This is a genomic window from Neisseria sp. 83E34, from assembly GCF_001308015.1.
Classification (GTDB): domain Bacteria; phylum Pseudomonadota; class Gammaproteobacteria; order Burkholderiales; family Neisseriaceae; genus Neisseria.
Genome location: NZ_LGYH01000002.1, coordinates 276,823 through 293,279 on the forward strand (window position 1 = coordinate 276,823; position 16,457 = coordinate 293,279).

Below are 16,457 nucleotides of genomic sequence, written 5' to 3' on the forward strand. Positions count from 1 at the left end.
AAGAAAAAATAAGGTAAATAAAAAACCGCATAATGCGGCTTCAGAATAAGCTTAGATTTGTATTAGTTGATTATTATGGTTCACATTTAATAATGCGTTGCATAGTTGAATAACCTGAAGGTAGCTTTTGGTTATTATAATTAAATGTTTGATTATGAAATTTTGAGGCATCGGTGGTTTCATAACGATAGCCATTAGCGCAGAGTTTCTTGGCTTTCTTGTCAATAATATTTTCTAGGGTCTGCTCTTTTGCAAATATGTTGCCGCTTGATTCGAGCATATAACGCCCGTTTCCCAATTCTTTAGCTCGTGCAGGAAGCATTTGTGCGCAAGCAGTAAGACCAAAAGAAACCAGGGTTAGTAATAGTATTGTTTTCATGATGAATTTAAATGTGCAAGATACGTAAGAAAGTTTTCTATTTTAATTGAAAACCGCCTGAAAATTTTCAGGCGGTTTTGTATTTTTTCTATATGCTATAAAGACTAACTTTACAAGGTAAGTGAAGTCATTATTTTTTGGTGGCCAGAGGCGGGATCGAACCGCCGACACACGGATTTTCAGTCCGTTGCTCTACCAACTGAGCTATCTGGCCGCTGTGTGAAGAAGGGGTATTAAACCATACCTGCTACATTTGTTCAATATCTGTGTTGTGCTTTTTTTACAAATAATTATTTTATATGGGATAAAAGTTAGCGCGGTAGCCGGCTGGGTGAAGTTTTTGATAAATCTTAGGAGCAATCGGGTAGAATGTTTATTACGAAAATATTTTCCGGAAGCAGGTTTTATGATGTTTCAAACCACTCTTGTTTGGTTCCGCAATGATTTACGGGTGTTTGACCATACTGCTTTGCAGGAAGCTGTCCGGCTCGGTTTGCCTGTGGTGGGTTTATATGTGTTTGAGCCAGGAGAGAACGTGCATTCTGAGGGTGGTAGGCGCAGGCGGGTTTTTGTGCATCAATGCCTGTCGGAACTGCAAAGCAGGCTTGCTGAAAAAAGTGTGCCGCTGTTTGTGACTATCGGTTTGGCAGAGCAGGATGTGCCGGCTTTTGCACGGGAAATTGATGCTGCTTATGTAGTGTGCGCAGGTGCAGACGAACCGGAAGCTGTGAATCAGGAAAATATGATTGCTGCACGGTTGATTGGGGATGGGTGCCGGTTTAAGACAGTAAATGATCATGTGTTGCTGTCGAAATTTATGCTGGTGGATTCGGAAAGCCGTCCTTATACGGATTTTCAGATGTATCGGGAAGCTTGGCTGACGGCGTCTGTCGGAATGGTTTGGCAGGCAGCTGATGATTGGCAGACATTGGCTCGGTTGCAGACAGGCCTGTCTGAAAATTTGAAAATAGCTCCTGAAATACCGTCTTTGGCGCAACTGGGTGTGGCGGATCAATCGGTGATATTTGCCGGTGGTGAGCAAGCGGCTGATAAGCTCTTAGCAGAGTTTCTGCTGCGAATGGATGATTACCATCCTGCGCAAGGTTTGTCTGTGAAATGCAATGAATCACAGCTTTGGCCATATTTGCGTTTTGGCGTGTTGTCTGTGCGCTATGTGGTTGATTTGATGAAAAATAAAAGGGATTCTGGAGCTGGTTTGCGGCTGGATGCTTTAATAAGGCGGGAGTTTTACCACCAGCTTATTTATCATTATCCGAATGTGTTGCGAGAGAGCTTTAATCCGAAATATCGGAATATAGCTTGGGAAAATAATCCTGCCTATTTTGGCGCATGGCAGCAAGGGCAAACGGGTTATCCTTTGTTGGACGCTTCGATGCGCTACCTTAATCAAACAGGTTATTTGCCGGATGAGTTGCGCAGCTATGCCGCTGCTTTTCTAACTCAGATTTTATTGTGTGATTGGCGCTTGGGAGAAGCTTATTTTGCCGGCCAATTATTGGATTTTGATTTGGCTGTGAATAATGGTAGCTGGCAGGATGCAGCGGGTGTGGGTACTAAGGCGTTTCGGCCTGAGCAGATGATGCATCCGGTATTTGCGGCGCAGAAGCTGGATCCGGCCGGTCAAATAATCCGCCGCTATATTCCTGAATTGGCTCATATGCCGAAAGATTTTATTCATATGCCGTGGCTGGCAAAGGGCAGCATCAATACGAATAACTATCCTGATCCTATTGTGGACTATGCGGGTCAAAGGGAAAAGGCGCTTGCGTTATATGAAGCTGGTTAAGTTTCACAGCCATAGCGGATTTTTGAAATGGGATACAATCTGTGCCTGTCTGAAAACTATTTTTCAGACAGGCATTTTTATTATGGCAACTATTTGCTGCTTTATATCAGAAATAAGTTTTTCCAATATGGAAAAGTGAATGCCTGTCTGAAAAAGTTTCAGACAGGCATTTATTGTGTGAGGGTTTATTCTTCGCCGTTCTCTCCGGCTTCTTCTGCTTTACCGGAGTTTTGACGGCGGGAGAAGTTGATTTTCAGCTGTTTCAGTTTTCGGTAGAGGTGGGTGCGCTCTAAACCGACTTTTTGGGCAACGCGGCTCATATTTTGGCCTTCTTGGGCAATATGGTATTCGAAATAGCGGCGTTCGACTTCTTCGCGTAATTCCCTTAGCGGCAGATTGAAGTTGAAGCCGCCAATGATTTCGGGTGATTGGTTGCTGGAAAATTGGCCTAAGATTTCCATTACGGCTGGCTCGTCCACCTCGTTTTGATCGGCAGTCAGCGTAAGGTTTTTCACGATATTGCGCAATTGGTCGTAATTGCCGGGCCATTCGTATTGGCGCAGAGCATTCAGAGCGGCTGCGCTGAATTTAACCGGTGGAATCTTCTGCGTTTCTGCCAATTCCGTGATGATAGTGTCAACCAAAAATGGAATGTCATCGGCTTGTGCGCGCAAAGGCGGAATATGGATGACGTGTTTTTCCAGTGCGGCAGCCAATTTGCAGTCAGGATTGTTTTCCCGCAGGCTTTCAAACGGGGTGCTGCAAGAGCAAATGATACGGGTGTTGTAACGGTCGGTTTTACTGATTAAAAACGCTATGCCTTGCTGGATATTGCGGCTGTATTGCGAAATATCGCCTAAATACAATACGCCGTTAGCAGCTTTTTGCAGCAATTCCATAGGGGTGTCGACAATATGTTCGGTTTTGCTGGGTTCCACCCAAGGCGTGTTATTTTTGTGGAAATATCGCGCTACCAGCCCGAAAGGGGAGCCGGCTTCACCGTTTAATAAAATAGGGATATTCTGCTTGGCAGTGGCTTCCAAGGTTTGATTTAGTTCTTGGATAGCAGGGCTGTTGCCGAGTTTGTCAAATGATAAACCTGATGCAGCCTGCATTTCGCTGTATTTTAAGGCGCGCTCAACGGTGGCGAGAAGGCGTTTTAAAGCAATGGGTTTTTCTAAAAAATCCAGAGCGCCGATTTTGGTGGCTTCTACAGCGGTATCAATGCTGGCATGACCGCTCATCATTACTACCGGCATGTTGAGTTGGCCGTTTTTCGACCATTCTTTCAGTAAGGTAATGCCGTCACAATCGGGCATCCAGATATCCAGCAGCACCATGGCAGGGCGGATTTGATTGCGCAGGCGGCGGGCTTCTTCGGCATTTTCAGCCAAAGCTACCGTGTGGCCTTCGTCTTGTAAAATGTCTGACAGTAAGTCGCGGATGCCGATTTCGTCATCTACGATTAAGATATCGCTACTTCTCATTATTTATTTTCCACCAATTCCGGCAGGGCTATCTTAACACATGCCCCGCCTGTTGTTTGATTGTTTATGCTGATACGGCCGCCGTGTTCTTCAATGATTTTTTTCACCACAGGCAAACCCAAGCCTGTGCCGGTTGGCTTGTCGGTAATATAGGGCTCAAAGGCGTGATGAAGCATTTCGCTGCTGAAGCTTTTACCGTTATTACATACGGTTATGATGGCATATTCTTTTTCGCGGCAAATACTTAAAGAAACTTCGGGTGTGCTGCTTTCAGCCGCGGCTTCTGCCGCATTCTTCAGGATATTGTGTAAAACCTGACGCATCGCGCCATGATCAGCTTGGATATAAATAGGTATGTTACTCAAATTGGATGTAAATGTACACGGGCTGCCTTCATATAATAAAAGCACTTCTTCACAGATTTCGTTTAAATTGATGGTTTCAAACTTCATTGAAGGTGAGCGGGCGTAATTACGGAAAGCTTCCACCATTTCTTTTAAGGCTTCTACCTGTTTGATAATTGTGTTGGTCGAGCGGTTGAGGATTTGGGCGTCTTTTTCGTCTAATTTATCTTGTAATTTCCAAGCCATACGCTCAGCAGAAAGTTGAATCGGTGTAAGCGGATTGCGGATTTCGTGTGCCAAGCGCTTGGCTACTTCACCCCATGCGGCCTCTTTTTGGGCGCGTACTAACGCTGTAACGTCGTCAAACACGATCACCAAGCCGTCTTCCTGCAAGGGCGTGGCCTTACCCAATAGAATCCTTGCATCATCAGGTGCGGTGTAAGGGATTTGTATGGGTTTGTCGGTGTCTAAGGTGGTCAGAATGGTTTCCAGCACTTCAGCCAGCATGGCTTGCTGGGGAGATTGCCGGCTCCATTCGTGCCAATTGCTGCCCAGCATATCGCCAAGCGGGATGCCGAGAATTTTCTCTGCGCTTTGGTTAAAGGTTTTCAGTGTGCCGGTATGGTCAACAGTGATAACGCCGGCAGTGAGGCTTTCCAATACGGTTTCCAGGTAATCGCGGGCAGCTTCGGTTTGTAAGCGGTTGCGTTCGGCTGATTCTTGGGCGAGGCTTAATTGCTCGGTCATGTGGTTGAACAAATGAGTCAGCCTGCCTAATTCGTCGTTACGAAATATGGGTCGTTTTTGTGAAAAGTCTCCTTGTGCAATAGCGCGTGCGCCTTCGGCCAAAGAAAGAATCGGTTCGATAAAGCGGTAGGAGAAAAACAGCGCCATGCTTAGTGCCAGCATGATGGCGATCAAAGTAGCAACCAGAAGGGTAATCAGGAAGAAGTTGCGTAATCCTTTTTTGGCATAACTCAGCTCGGCATATTTGGCGCGCGCGCTTTCGATTAGCGTGGCATCCTGTGCCACTTTATTCGGAATGGGTTGACGAAAGAAGAGGGCGTATTGTTGCTGGTTATATTCAGGCAGAATCAGCCAACCTTGAGCATATAAAGTACTGTTAATATTTTCTATTGAGCGTGAAGACCCGTTTTTGACGAGTTGATCCAATATTTCTGGTGAGGTAGATGGGGCCGGCAATTTTTTTGGGTTACGTTCTGTGATGGTTTGATTGGTGCTTAAATTATAGAGCGCCAGCTGCTGGAATTGATTAGCTAAAGGTGTGGTTTCCAGCGAGTTAATCAAATTACGGCCACGTGAAACAGCACGGAATAAATCGACTTGAATGTTGACGGCGTTACCAAACGAGTTATCTACTGCTAGATTCAGTGCCGATTTACTTAAGCTCAGGCTGCGTTCTAAAGCCTGGTCGGTTTCATCACCAAACCATGAATTGATACTGTTGGAAATAAATTGGGCGGATACACCGAATACAAATAAGCCGGGTAAAACGGTTACCACGGTAAACATAATGGCCAAGCGGCGAGCAATTTGCGAACCTAATACTTTGCGGCGGTGTGCTTGGGTTAGGAACCAGATGTAGCGGATGACGGCGCCGAACAAAATCAGGATCAGCAGTGAAGCCGCCGCAATAAACCACCAAAAGTAATCAGTTAGATTGCTGTTGTTTCCGGTCGACAAAGTCAGCAGATAAAGCAAAGCGATGGCGGCGATGATAATCAGGGGAAGCAGGCGTTGAATCATGGCATTTATTCCGAGCTGATATTGAGTGATTTCCAGCCGGAATCGAGTTGCCAGCTTTTTGAGTTGATGGCGTTAATTTGGAAAGGTTTGGGCAGTTTGGATGTGCTAAGTGCCAGCCGGATTTCCGCGCGGACATTGTTGGCCGATTCTCCGGATAAAGCGCCGGAGGGCAATACGCGCCAATCGGAAATGGCACCGACGCCGCGCAGGGCGGTTTCTAAGTTGTTGTATTCTGTAGAGAAAGTTCCGACGCTGATTCGATAGCGGTTGGTCAGCGGGTGGTATGAGAGTTTGTAGATAACTTGGTTGTCGCTACCCACTATTTGGTTGAACTTGAATTTATAGGCGGCCCAAGTTGGCGCGGATAATTGGTATTGCAGCGTGAAATGTAATGGAACGCCTTGCCTTAAGGCTTGCTTGAGTTGGTCGGGTAATTCATTGTGAAAACGGCTGCTGATGGCCAATTGGCCGTTTTCGGTTAAGTAAGCTTGGGCACGAAGTGAGCTAATACCTTCCGCCCGAGAAGAGAGAGGGAAGAGTGTGATAAGTGTCATGAGCAGCAGGAGGGAGCTACTGCTTTTGAATAAGCGCGTAATAAAAGCCATCTTGGTTATTATTCGGGAGTAAAACATGTGTTTCTTTGCATTGGGCGTCAGCATGCCGGTTTAGGAATTTTTGTAATTGGCTGCTGTTTTCTTCCTCAAAAATGGAGCAGGTTGCCAAAAGCATACGGCCGCCTGGTTTGAGAAGGTCCCAAAGGGTATCGAGTAATGTTTCTTGCTGGCGCGCTGTTTTAAATGCATCGGTAGGGCGTCGCAACCATTTAATGTCAGGGTTGCGTTTTACTACGCCGGAGGCGGTGCAGGGTACGTCGGCAAGTATTGCATCGAATATTTGCCCATCATACCATGACGCTGTGTCTTGTGCGTCGGCGCAGCGGATAACAATGCCTGTCTGAAAGCCCAAACGTTCTAAATTGTTGCGTACACGCGCCAAACGGGTTTCGTCGATATCTAATGCGGTAAGGTGGCAGTCTGCTAATTCAAGTATATGCCCGGTTTTTCCTCCGGGAGCCGCACAGGCATCCAGAATGCGCTCGCCGTTTTGTGGTTTTAATATGAGTGCGGCTTGTTGCGCACCATAATCCTGTATAGATACTCTTCCTTCGCTGAAACCGGGAATTTGGTTTACAGGCAGTGCTTCTTTAAGTTTGACTGCATATGTATCCAATAACTTGGCTTCAATACTGGCTTCTTGCAATTCGTTTAAATAACTTTCTGCATTACCACGGCGGCAGTTGATGCGGAGAGTCAACGGCGGGTGGCTTTGTGATGCGGTAAGAATATTGTTCCAATATTTGGGATAGTGGTTTTGCAGATATTTAACCCACCATTCGGGGTGGTTGTATTTGGCAACTATATTACTTTTGCATTGGGCGTTGAGTTTGTCTTTTTCACGCAGAAAGCGGCGCAAAATGGCATTGGCAAATGAGCGGTATTGGCCTTTGTCGATGAGGGCAATTGCCTCCACCGCTTCGTTGACGACTGCGTGGGGTGCATTGCGGGTATGGTTAAGCTGGTAGAGTGCAACTAACAGTAGGCTTTCCAATTGTGGATGGGTAATCGGCTTTTTGAGCATTTTGGCAAGCATAAAACGCAAACTGCCCGCATAACGCTGGCAGCCGTAAGCAATATCTTGCAATGCGCCTTTTTCAGACAGGCCTAAGTTTGGGTTGGCAACGCGGATGTTGGTCAGTACATCTTGTAAGTTTCTGCCTTCTGCAACTTCCGTTACGCTTTGTGCGGCTAAAGTTTGAATGCGTGCCAAGCTCATAATACAGTGCCTTTATCAATGCTTCTGCCCGAGGCAAATGCGGCTATATCCATGCGCTTGCTGCCTGCCGGTTGCAAGGAGGTAATGCGTAAGGCCTTCTCGCCGCAAGCGATGACCAAACCTTCAGTATCACAACGCAGCACTTCTCCCGGTTTGCCGATTTCGTTTATCACATCAGCCTGCCAGATTTTTAAGGGCGCATCCCGCCAGATCGTCCATGCAGCAGGTACGGGATTAAATGCACGGATTTTTCGTTCTATTGAAGCTGCAGGTTCGTGCCAATTGACTTTGGCTTCTTCTTTGCTTAGTTTTTGAGCATAAGTGACACCGCTTTCGCTTTGCGGTGTGGCATTTAAGCAGCCGGATTGTGCGAGTTGTTGCAAATCTGCCACGATTGCTTGTGCGCCGATTTCAGCTAAAGCATTGTGCACTTCGTTGGCCGTATCAGTCGATTTAATGGTGTATTTGTGTTCGCTGATAATGCCGCCAGTATCCAAACCAGCGTCCATTCGCATGATACAGATACCGGTTTCGGAATCGCCTGCTTCGATGGCCCGCTGTATAGGCGCTGCGCCGCGCCAGCGGGGAAGTAGTGATGCATGAATATTCAGACAGCCATGTTTGGGTATGCTTAATACGGCCTCAGGCAGAATCAGCCCGTAAGCGGCCACCACCATCACATCTGCGTTTTGCTGCCGCAACAATGTTTGCGCATCTTCATTGCGCAGAGTTTGAGGTTGGGCGACATCCAATCCGAGCTCTAAAGCCGCTTGTTTAACCGGGCTGGCCTGCAATTGCATGCCGCGACCTTTGGGTCGGTCGGGTTGGGTAAGAACCAAAGGAATATGGAAGCCGGCAGCGGCAATGGCTTTGAGTGCGGTGGCGGCGAACTCAGGAGTGCCGGCGAAGATAACATTCATAGAAAATAGGCCTGTCTGAAAAAATTATAAATCGTGTTTGGCGCGCTTTTTCAGTTTGGTTTTGATGCGGTTTTGTTTCAACTGGGATAAGTGCTCGATAAATACTTTACCCATTAGATGATCCAGTTCGTGCTGTATGCAGATAGCGAGCAGGCCGTCAGCCTCTAATGTGAATTTTTGGCCGTTTTCATCAAGCGCCTCGACTGTTACGCGCTCGGCACGGGTAACGGTATCGTAAATGCCTGGAACGGAAAGACAGCCTTCTTCATAGGTTGTTTCCCCGTCTTTATGGGTAATCTGCGGGTTGATAAATACGCGGGGTTCGTTACGCTCTTCGCTTAAATCCATCACAACCACACGCTCGTGTACGTTGACTTGTGTTGCAGCTAAGCCAATGCCTTTTGCTTCATACATGGTTTCAAACATGTCGGTAACTAAGGTTTTGATACGACTGTCGATTTCGGCAACAGGTTTAGCGACTATATGCAGACGCTCGTCAGGATATTTTAAGATGTTTAATAAAGCCATAATTTTCTCGGTAACAATAGTGTGTGTTTTCTTTCAATGCTAGGATATTAACCGAAAACGGTGTTAAAATACCGCACTAAGCATTTAGGGATGAGTTAAATTTAATTGACTCGCTTATTTAATTAAATGAAATTTATAGATGACAGTATTGAAGTGACTTCAAGGGGAGTTCGTCATGCAAAAACATATTATAACCTTGCTTTGCGCGTTCGGCGTGGCTATTTCTGCGCCGGCATTGGCTAAGTCGAAAGCCAAGCCGAAAAAAACAGCCAAAGCAAAAATCAGCCGTACTTACACTCAAAGTGAACAGATTCCTACCGTTAAGCTGGCGCCTCGTGTGCGAGAAGTGTCTTCCGGCTATGGTATTCAAGCTGTAAATGTGGATTTTTTCCGCATGTTTATGCGCCATCCGCAAGTTATCCCTCAAATGGAAACACAGGATGCTCCTCGTTTGATTAAGGGGCCGGATAACCGTGTAATGTACAGTAGGGGCGATCGTGTTTATGCTTATGGTGTAAAAGAGCCAGGTCGTTATTTGGTGTATCGTGCACGAAAAGATGTTGTGGATCCGGAAACCAATAAATTTCTGGGGCAGGAAGTGGTATTCAGCGGCATCATTAGCACTTTACCTTATACCAATAGTGCTTTAGATGCGCGTAGTGAAAAAGATGCGCAATATCTGCAAGAAGGCGAATACTATACCCGTCTGCACCCGCTGAAAAAAGTGCCCACTCAAACTGCTCAACCTATGGTGGTGGAAGATGCAATTTCAGAAATCAAAAAAGGCGATTATTTGCTGAAGCTGGATGAAAGTCTGCAAACGCTCAATCGCAATATCCAGCCGCATGCGCCCAGCCAGCATATTGATGCCCGTGTCGTATCGATTTTTGACGGCGTTGGTGAGGCTGGCCAGTTCCAAACCATTACTTTGAACAAAGGCGAGACTGATGGCTTGGATGTTGGCACTGTAGTTAGCCTGTATAAGAAGAGCCGGCAAGTAAAAATGGACTTTGATGAAGGCAAAAAAGGCCGTCGCAGCATGATGAAATATGTATCTATTCCTGCAGAGGAAGTCGGATTGGCCATGGTATACAAAACCAGCCAGAATTTATCTTCTGCCATTATTCTGGAAAGCCTGACCAATATCAATATTGGTGATGTGGCTTCAGAGCCGGGTCAAGATTTGGATAACATGAAGAGTGATAAAGTGCATGTGAGAAATGTACCCCAAGAGCCGCATGATACCGAACATAATGAATACAATTATAGAAGCAACATTAATCCTTATTGATTCATTAGATTAGAAATTAATACCTGTTTGAAATAAGGCACACATTATTTGTGTGCTTTGTTATTTGTTGGTGTGACAAGAGAACTTAAAGTCTTACTTGCATATAGATAGAATTGTAAATCATTTAACATGTTGTAATTATTAAATTTTATTTAGTGGTGCAGGTCAAAGTATTTATTTTTACTTTTAGATTGTTCTTTACAGTCTATAAGCAACATGCAAAACTATAATTTAAGAAAATAATTTTAAATGTACATGCTATTTAATATGCCTGTCTGAAAACACATTACGAGGCGGAAAAATGAATCATCATGAATATTATGCTTGGGTGCAGTTGGCACTCACGCCTTACATCGGTACTGAAAGTTTTTTAAATCTGCTCCGTTTTTTCGGATCTGCAGCACAAGCTTTAACTGCGCCGGCAGAACAAATCATACATTTAGTGCATCATAAGCAGGCGGTGAAAGAATGGGATACTGGGCGTGAAATTGCAAAAGCTTCGGCTGACGCTGCTTTGAAATGGGCTGAGGGTGAGAATTGCCGGTTGATGCTGCTGGGTGATGAAGATTTCCCTATGATGTTGGCGGAGGGTTTGACGCCTCCACCTTTATTGTTTTTGCGTGGCAATTCAGAGTTGTTGTCTCGACCGTCGGTGTCAATCGTCGGCAGCCGTCATGCAACACCTCAGGCAATGCGGATTGCGCATGATTTCGCCCGCGATCTGTCGATGCAAGGAATCGGGGTAATTTCAGGCATGGCATCAGGCATTGATACGGCGGCGCACCAGGGTGCATTAACCGGCAATGCCGGTACAGTTGCTATATGGGGAACGGGTATAGATAGGATTTATCCGCAATCCAATAAACAATTGGCTTATCAGATAGCAGAGAAAGGCCTGATTGTGTCTGAGTTCCCCTTGGGAACCAGACCGCTGGCAGGAAATTTTCCTCGGCGTAATCGTTTGATTGCAGCGTTGGGGCAGGCTTCTTTAGTGGTTGAGGCGGCTTTGGAATCAGGCTCGTTGATTACAGCCAAGCTGGCGGGTGATATGGGGCGTGAAGTTATGGCGGTGCCGGGTTCTATTGATAATCCGCACAGCAAAGGATGCCATAAATTAATCAAGGAAGGCGCGAAACTGGTGGAAGATTTGGAGGATATTTTACAAGAATGCCCTCAACTGTTGCAAAATCCGCAAATATCGTCATATTCTATATATAGGCAGCCTGAATCCGATCGGAAGTCAGATTCGGTAGTGATGCAGAAACAGGAAAACTGCCGTGCCGAATGCCTGTCTGAAACACATAATAAGAAAGCAGCCAATAGTTTGCTCGATGCTATGGGTTATGATTCTATTCATCCAGATAGTTTGGCTGAAAAGCTGGCGTTGGCTACTGCGGATGTATACGCATTATTGTTGGAGATGGAGCTGGACGGCATAGTTGCAGCGGTGCCGGGCGGACGTTATCAGCGGATTGCAAAATAAGTAAGGAATTTAAGGAACAGCATGGCGGATGTAATTGCTTTTTTAATCGAACATTTTAGAGACTTTGATGCGTGCCCGCCCTCAAGTGATTTGGGGGTGTTGTTGGAAGAAGCGGGTTTTGGTGATGTGGAAATCGGCAACCTGTTGATGTTGCTGGAAGCTTTGGAGAGCCAGCCTAAAATGAATATGTCTTGTAATGCTGGTAAAGCCATGAGAGTTTATTGTCAGGAAGAATTGGAAGCTCTGCCGCAGGAAGTATTGGGGTTATTGCATTATTTAGAGCAGGAAAAAGCAATTGATGCAAGACAACATGAGTTTGTGATTAATGCTTTATTGTTTATGCCACAAGAAGAAGTAACGGTTGATATGGCGAAAATCTTCGCTTTATTGGCATTGTGGGCGCACCAATCCGAGTTGCCGGTTTTGATTGGTGACGATTTAATGGTTGCATTGCATGGCGCGGCAACGATGCATTAAATCGTTTGAAGTATCTGTGTTTCTTTTCAGACAGGCATTCCGATTAAAGAATGCCTGTCTGAAAACATAATAAATTTAATAATATAGAGAGCGGTATAAATGACAAAAAAATTATTGATTGTCGAATCGGTTACCAAAGCTAAATCCATGCAGAAATATTTAGGCTCGGATTTTCAGGTGCTGGCATCTTACGGGCATGTGCGCGATTTGGTTCCCAAAAACGGAGCGGTTGACCCGGATAATGATTTTGCCATGAAATATCAGATCGTTGCGAAAAACAGCAAGCATGTTGATGCTATTGTGGCTGCCGCGAAAGAAGCTGAAAATATTTATCTGGCCACGGACCCAGATAGAGAAGGTGAGGCCATTTCATGGCATTTATGGGAAATATTGAAAAGTAAACGGGGTTTGAAAAATATTCATCCGCAGCGCATTGTGTTCCATGAAGTAACCAAAAAAGCTGTTCAAGAAGCAATTCAGAACCCGCGCGAATTGGATTTCAATTTGGTTGATGCGCAGCAAGCGCGCCGTGCCTTAGATTATTTGGTGGGTTTTAACTTATCTCCTTTACTGTGGAAAAAAATACGTCGGGGCTTGAGCGCCGGTCGTGTACAAAGTCCGGCGTTAAGGTTGATTTGTGAGCGAGAAAATGAAATCCGCGCTTTCGAGAGTCAGGAATATTGGTCTGTCCATATGGATAGCCACAAAGGCCGTCAGAAATTCAGTGCTAAATTGACACATTGGTTGGGTAATAAATTAGAACAATTTTCTTTGCCGGACAAGGCTTCACAAGCTGAAATTCTGAAGGGTTTGGAAGGAGAGAAAGCTGTCGTTGCCGATGTGGTGAAGAAAAAGGCTACCAGAAAACCGGTTGCACCTTACACAACTTCTACGATGCAGCAGGATGCGGTGCGCAAGCTTGGCATGACCACAGACCGCACTATGCGTACGGCGCAGCAGCTTTTTGAAGGTATCGATGTGGGGCAGGGTGCGGTTGGTTTGATTACTTATATGCGTACCGATAGCGTAAGCCTGTCTGAAGATGCGATAACCGAGCTGCGCCATTATATTGAAAATAAAATAGGCGCGGATTTTCTGCCAAAGGAAGCGCGGGCTTATAAAACCAAATCTAAAAATGCCCAAGAAGCGCACGAAGCCATCAGGCCTACCTCAGTTTACCGAACACCGGAAAGCGTGAAGCCATTTTTGAGCAATGATCAATTCAAGCTTTATCAAATGATTTGGCAACGTACGGTCGCCTGTCAGATGGTTGATGCCAAGTTTGATGCAACTACCGTTGATATTCATGTTGGTCAAGGTGTGTTTAGGGTTACAGGTCAGGTGCTTGCATTTGCCGGCTTCTTGAACGTTTATCAGGAAGGTCAAGATGAAGATGATGAAGACGAAAATAACAAAAAACTGCCTGATTTGAAACTTGGCGATGAAGTGCCGGTTGACAAACTTTATGGTGAACAACATTTCACGCAGCCGCCGCCCCGGTTTAATGAGGCTACATTAGTAAAAGCATTGGAAGATTTTGGCATTGGTCGCCCCTCAACCTATGCAAGCATTATTAAAACGCTTAAGGATCGCGAATATGTCACGGTTGATCAGCGCCGTTTTATGCCTACCGACACCGGCGATATTGTGAATAAATTCTTAACAGAACATTTTGAGCAATATGTCGATTACGACTTTACCGCCAAACTGGAAGACAGCCTAGATGAAATCGCCAGCGGCAAGCGTAAGTGGATTCCGGTTATGGATAAATTCTGGAAGGGATTTCACAAGCAAGTTGTTGAAAAAGAGGGTATTGAACGGGCTAAAATCACTACTGAAGAATTGGAAGAAATTTGCCCGAAATGCGGTAATCACAAGTTGCAAATCAAATTCGGCAAGCGGGGTCGTTTTATCGCATGTTCCGGTTACCCTGATTGTGATTACACGCGGAATGTAAATGAAACCGCGGAGGATGCGGCGAAAGAGTTGGACGAACCAACCATTGTAGAAGGGCGCGAGTGTCCGAAATGTAGCGGGCAGTTGGTTTATAAAAAAGGTCGCTATGGTAAGTTTATCGGTTGCGCCAATTATCCGAAGTGCAAACATATTGAACCGTTGGAAAAACCGAAAGAAACCGGTGTGGCATGTCCCAAGTGTGGCAAGGGCCAATTGATTGAACGAAAATCACGGTATGGCAAGCTTTTTTACAGTTGTAATACTTATCCTGATTGTGATTATGCTGTATGGAATCCGCCAATCGCAGAAACCTGTCCGAAATGCCAGTGGCCCGTTTTAACGATTAAAATAACTAAGCGAAGAGGAACTGAGAAAGTTTGCCCACAGAAAGAATGTGGTTGGAGCGAACAAATTGAACCTCCGGCACCTAAGGAGTAAATTTGCAAAACGGATATTCAGTATCCGTTTTTCTTTGTCTGTCTGGTTTGTACTGATGTTCAATTAAGGTAGCATTGCGGTGAAAAGACTATCACGCAATGCAGCAACCAGTAGAAATCAATTCGAAACAGTCATTAATGCCTGTCTGAAAAGGAGATAAGGTGTCAAAACATTCTAAGCATACCAATCAAGTAAGAATTATTGGTGGTAATTGCAGAGGGCGGAAAATCCGATTTTTATCAGCAGAAAGTCTGCGCCCTACAGCAGATATGGTAAGAGAGCGTTTATTTAATTGGCTCGGTCAAGATTTAACCGGCTTAAAAGTATTAGATTTATTTGCAGGTAGTGGTGCTTTGGGGTTTGAAGCAGCATCACGTAATGCCAAACAAGTAGTCATGGTAGAAAAATACAGAGATACCAGTAAATTATTACAGCAGAATAAGCGTGAATTGGGATTAGAAGATAAGATAACAATTTCAGTTCAAGATGCTCTCAATTATTTAAAATCATCAAGCGAAAAATTTGACGTGATATTTCTTGACCCTCCTTATGCGTGGGAAGATTGGAAAACATTATTTGATCAGTTGGAAAAATGCCTGTCTGAAAACGCAATGATATATATAGAATCAGCAAGTATGCCTAAAATTCCGGAATGGTTGCATCTGTTTCGTGAGGGTAAATCAGGAAAAAGCTTGTTTGAAGTAAGAATATATAAGCCGAAAATCGAGAAATAAGCAATAAACTGTTTCGTTATATCGGTATTGGTATGGTAGTTTCGGGTTGGTATTTATTTGATTTTAATAATTATTCTCAAAATGAAAAATACCTTAAACAGTAATCGTGAGAGACAGATTGTGCTATAATCCCCAGTTAACTATTTAGGTCTATATTTTAAAATATAAAAGGATTTTGAAATGTCACTCTTTATTACGGATGAGTGCATCAATTGCGACGTATGTGAACCAGAATGCCCTAATGATGCAATCTATCAGGGCGAAGAAATCTATGAAATCAATCCAAGTTTGTGCACACAGTGTGTGGGTCACTATGATGAGCCGCAATGTCAGCAGGTATGTCCGGTAGATTGCATCTTAATAGATGAGGAACATCCGGAAAGCCAAGAAGAGTTACAGGCTAAATATGAGCGTATTATCGCAGCAAAATAGCCTGAAAAATAATTCGTTTATAAATTAGAATTTTAAGAAATAATTAGAAAAAATGAACGAATAATACTTGACGGTTTTTAAGCTAGTTTGTATTATTCGTTTTCTCTTTGAGGTGGGATTCCCGAGCGGTCAAAGGGGGCAGACTGTAAATCTGTTGCGAGAGCTTCGAAGGTTCGAATCCTTCTCCCACCACCAACTATCATAGTTTATGGGGCAAAAGAATAGTAAGTATGCGGGTGTAGCTCAATGGTAGAGCAGAAGCCTTCCAAGCTTACGGTGAGGGTTCGATTCCCTTCACCCGCTCCAATTCATATTGGCCCATGTAGCTCAGGGGTAGAGCACTCCCTTGGTAAGGGAGAGGTCGGCAGTTCAAATCTGCCCATGGGCACCAAATTCTTGAAATCCGTAATCTTAAACATTTTTGATTTAAATATAGGAAATTGCCATGGCAAAAGAAAAATTTGAACGTAGCAAACCGCACGTAAACGTTGGCACCATTGGTCACGTTGACCATGGTAAAACCACACTGACCGCAGCGTTGACAACTATTCTGGCTGAAAAATTCGGCGGTCAGGCAAAAG

The 16,457-nt window shown here is 44.8% G+C and carries 16 protein-coding genes and 4 tRNA genes; 12 read left to right on the forward strand and 8 right to left on the reverse strand.

The window, feature by feature from the left end; translation table 11 throughout:
• Positions 1–73 precede the first annotated feature (73 nt).
• Both AKG09_RS03580 and AKG09_RS03585 read right to left on the reverse strand, forming a co-directional pair.
• Positions 74–379, reverse strand: coding sequence for a hypothetical protein (locus AKG09_RS03580; RefSeq protein ID WP_156320789.1), 306 nt, complete (start codon positions 377–379; stop codon positions 74–76).
• Between the two features lie 138 nt (positions 380–517).
• Positions 518–593, reverse strand: a tRNA-Phe gene (locus tag AKG09_RS03585).
• A 192-nt stretch (positions 594–785) separates the two neighbouring features.
• Here AKG09_RS03585 and AKG09_RS03590 point away from each other — a divergent pair.
• Both AKG09_RS03590 and AKG09_RS11865 read left to right on the forward strand, forming a co-directional pair.
• Entirely contained in the window at positions 786–2,186 is a 1,401-nt protein-coding gene (locus AKG09_RS03590) for a deoxyribodipyrimidine photo-lyase (RefSeq protein WP_054618112.1), read from the forward strand.
• Between the two features lie 27 nt (positions 2,187–2,213).
• Positions 2,214–2,420: a hypothetical protein gene (locus AKG09_RS11865; RefSeq protein ID WP_156320790.1), complete on the forward strand. Its 207-nt coding sequence runs from the start codon at positions 2,214–2,216 to the stop codon at positions 2,418–2,420.
• Here the strand turns inward: AKG09_RS11865 and AKG09_RS03595 are convergent.
• From AKG09_RS03595 to def, 6 genes are read right to left on the reverse strand one after another with little or no spacing between them, the layout of a single operon-like run.
• On the reverse strand, positions 2,372–3,673 hold the full coding sequence (locus AKG09_RS03595) for a sigma-54 dependent transcriptional regulator (protein WP_054618113.1): 1,302 nt from the start codon (positions 3,671–3,673) through the stop codon (positions 2,372–2,374). The genes AKG09_RS11865 and AKG09_RS03595 overlap by 49 nt on opposite strands.
• Complete coding sequence (locus AKG09_RS03600) at positions 3,673–5,781, reverse strand: PAS domain-containing sensor histidine kinase (RefSeq protein ID WP_054618138.1); 2,109 nt, start codon at positions 5,779–5,781, stop codon at positions 3,673–3,675. The genes AKG09_RS03595 and AKG09_RS03600 overlap by 1 nt, the downstream gene beginning before the upstream one ends.
• 8 nt (positions 5,782–5,789) lie before the next feature.
• A complete protein-coding gene (locus tag AKG09_RS03605) occupies positions 5,790–6,389 on the reverse strand; it encodes a DUF4390 domain-containing protein (protein WP_054618114.1) in 600 nt (199 codons plus the stop codon).
• The gene (rsmB, locus tag AKG09_RS03610; RefSeq protein WP_054618115.1) at positions 6,355–7,617 is read right to left on the reverse strand and encodes a 16S rRNA (cytosine(967)-C(5))-methyltransferase RsmB; all 1,263 of its coding nucleotides are present in this window, start codon (positions 7,615–7,617) and stop codon (positions 6,355–6,357) included. Before rsmB ends, AKG09_RS03605 begins: the two co-directional genes overlap by 35 nt.
• Complete coding sequence (gene fmt, locus AKG09_RS03615) at positions 7,614–8,537, reverse strand: methionyl-tRNA formyltransferase (RefSeq protein ID WP_054618116.1); 924 nt, start codon at positions 8,535–8,537, stop codon at positions 7,614–7,616. The genes rsmB and fmt overlap by 4 nt, the downstream gene beginning before the upstream one ends.
• A gap of 24 nt (positions 8,538–8,561) precedes the next feature.
• The gene (gene def, locus AKG09_RS03620; protein WP_054618117.1) at positions 8,562–9,065 is read right to left on the reverse strand and encodes a peptide deformylase; all 504 of its coding nucleotides are present in this window, start codon (positions 9,063–9,065) and stop codon (positions 8,562–8,564) included.
• Between the two features lie 175 nt (positions 9,066–9,240).
• Here def and AKG09_RS03625 point away from each other — a divergent pair, with 175 nt between their 5' ends.
• The 10 genes from AKG09_RS03625 to AKG09_RS03670 all read left to right on the forward strand — a co-directional run.
• The gene (locus AKG09_RS03625; protein WP_054618118.1) at positions 9,241–10,356 is read left to right on the forward strand and encodes a hypothetical protein; all 1,116 of its coding nucleotides are present in this window, start codon (positions 9,241–9,243) and stop codon (positions 10,354–10,356) included.
• A 301-nt stretch (positions 10,357–10,657) separates the two neighbouring features.
• Entirely contained in the window at positions 10,658–11,839 is a 1,182-nt protein-coding gene (gene dprA / locus AKG09_RS03630) for a DNA-processing protein DprA (RefSeq protein ID WP_054618119.1), read from the forward strand.
• Between the two features lie 21 nt (positions 11,840–11,860).
• On the forward strand, positions 11,861–12,316 hold the full coding sequence (locus tag AKG09_RS03635) for a DUF494 domain-containing protein (protein ID WP_054618120.1): 456 nt from the start codon (positions 11,861–11,863) through the stop codon (positions 12,314–12,316).
• Between the two features lie 99 nt (positions 12,317–12,415).
• Positions 12,416–14,710 carry a type I DNA topoisomerase gene (gene topA / locus AKG09_RS03640; protein WP_054618121.1) on the forward strand — a complete coding sequence of 765 codons (2,295 nt, stop codon included), beginning with the start codon at positions 12,416–12,418 and terminating at the stop codon, positions 14,708–14,710.
• Between the two features lie 161 nt (positions 14,711–14,871).
• Positions 14,872–15,444, forward strand: coding sequence for a 16S rRNA (guanine(966)-N(2))-methyltransferase RsmD (gene rsmD / locus AKG09_RS03645; protein WP_054618122.1), 573 nt, complete (start codon positions 14,872–14,874; stop codon positions 15,442–15,444).
• A 180-nt stretch (positions 15,445–15,624) separates the two neighbouring features.
• Positions 15,625–15,876, forward strand: a complete 252-nt coding sequence (locus AKG09_RS03650) for a YfhL family 4Fe-4S dicluster ferredoxin (protein WP_054618123.1) — start codon at positions 15,625–15,627, stop codon at positions 15,874–15,876.
• A 111-nt stretch (positions 15,877–15,987) separates the two neighbouring features.
• A tRNA-Tyr gene (locus AKG09_RS03655) sits at positions 15,988–16,071 on the forward strand.
• Between the two features lie 37 nt (positions 16,072–16,108).
• Positions 16,109–16,182 (forward strand) — tRNA-Gly (locus AKG09_RS03660).
• A 10-nt stretch (positions 16,183–16,192) separates the two neighbouring features.
• A tRNA-Thr gene (locus AKG09_RS03665) sits at positions 16,193–16,267 on the forward strand.
• A gap of 54 nt (positions 16,268–16,321) precedes the next feature.
• The coding region (locus AKG09_RS03670; protein ID WP_231623893.1) for a GTP-binding protein at positions 16,322–16,457 on the forward strand (136 nt) is incomplete at its 3' end.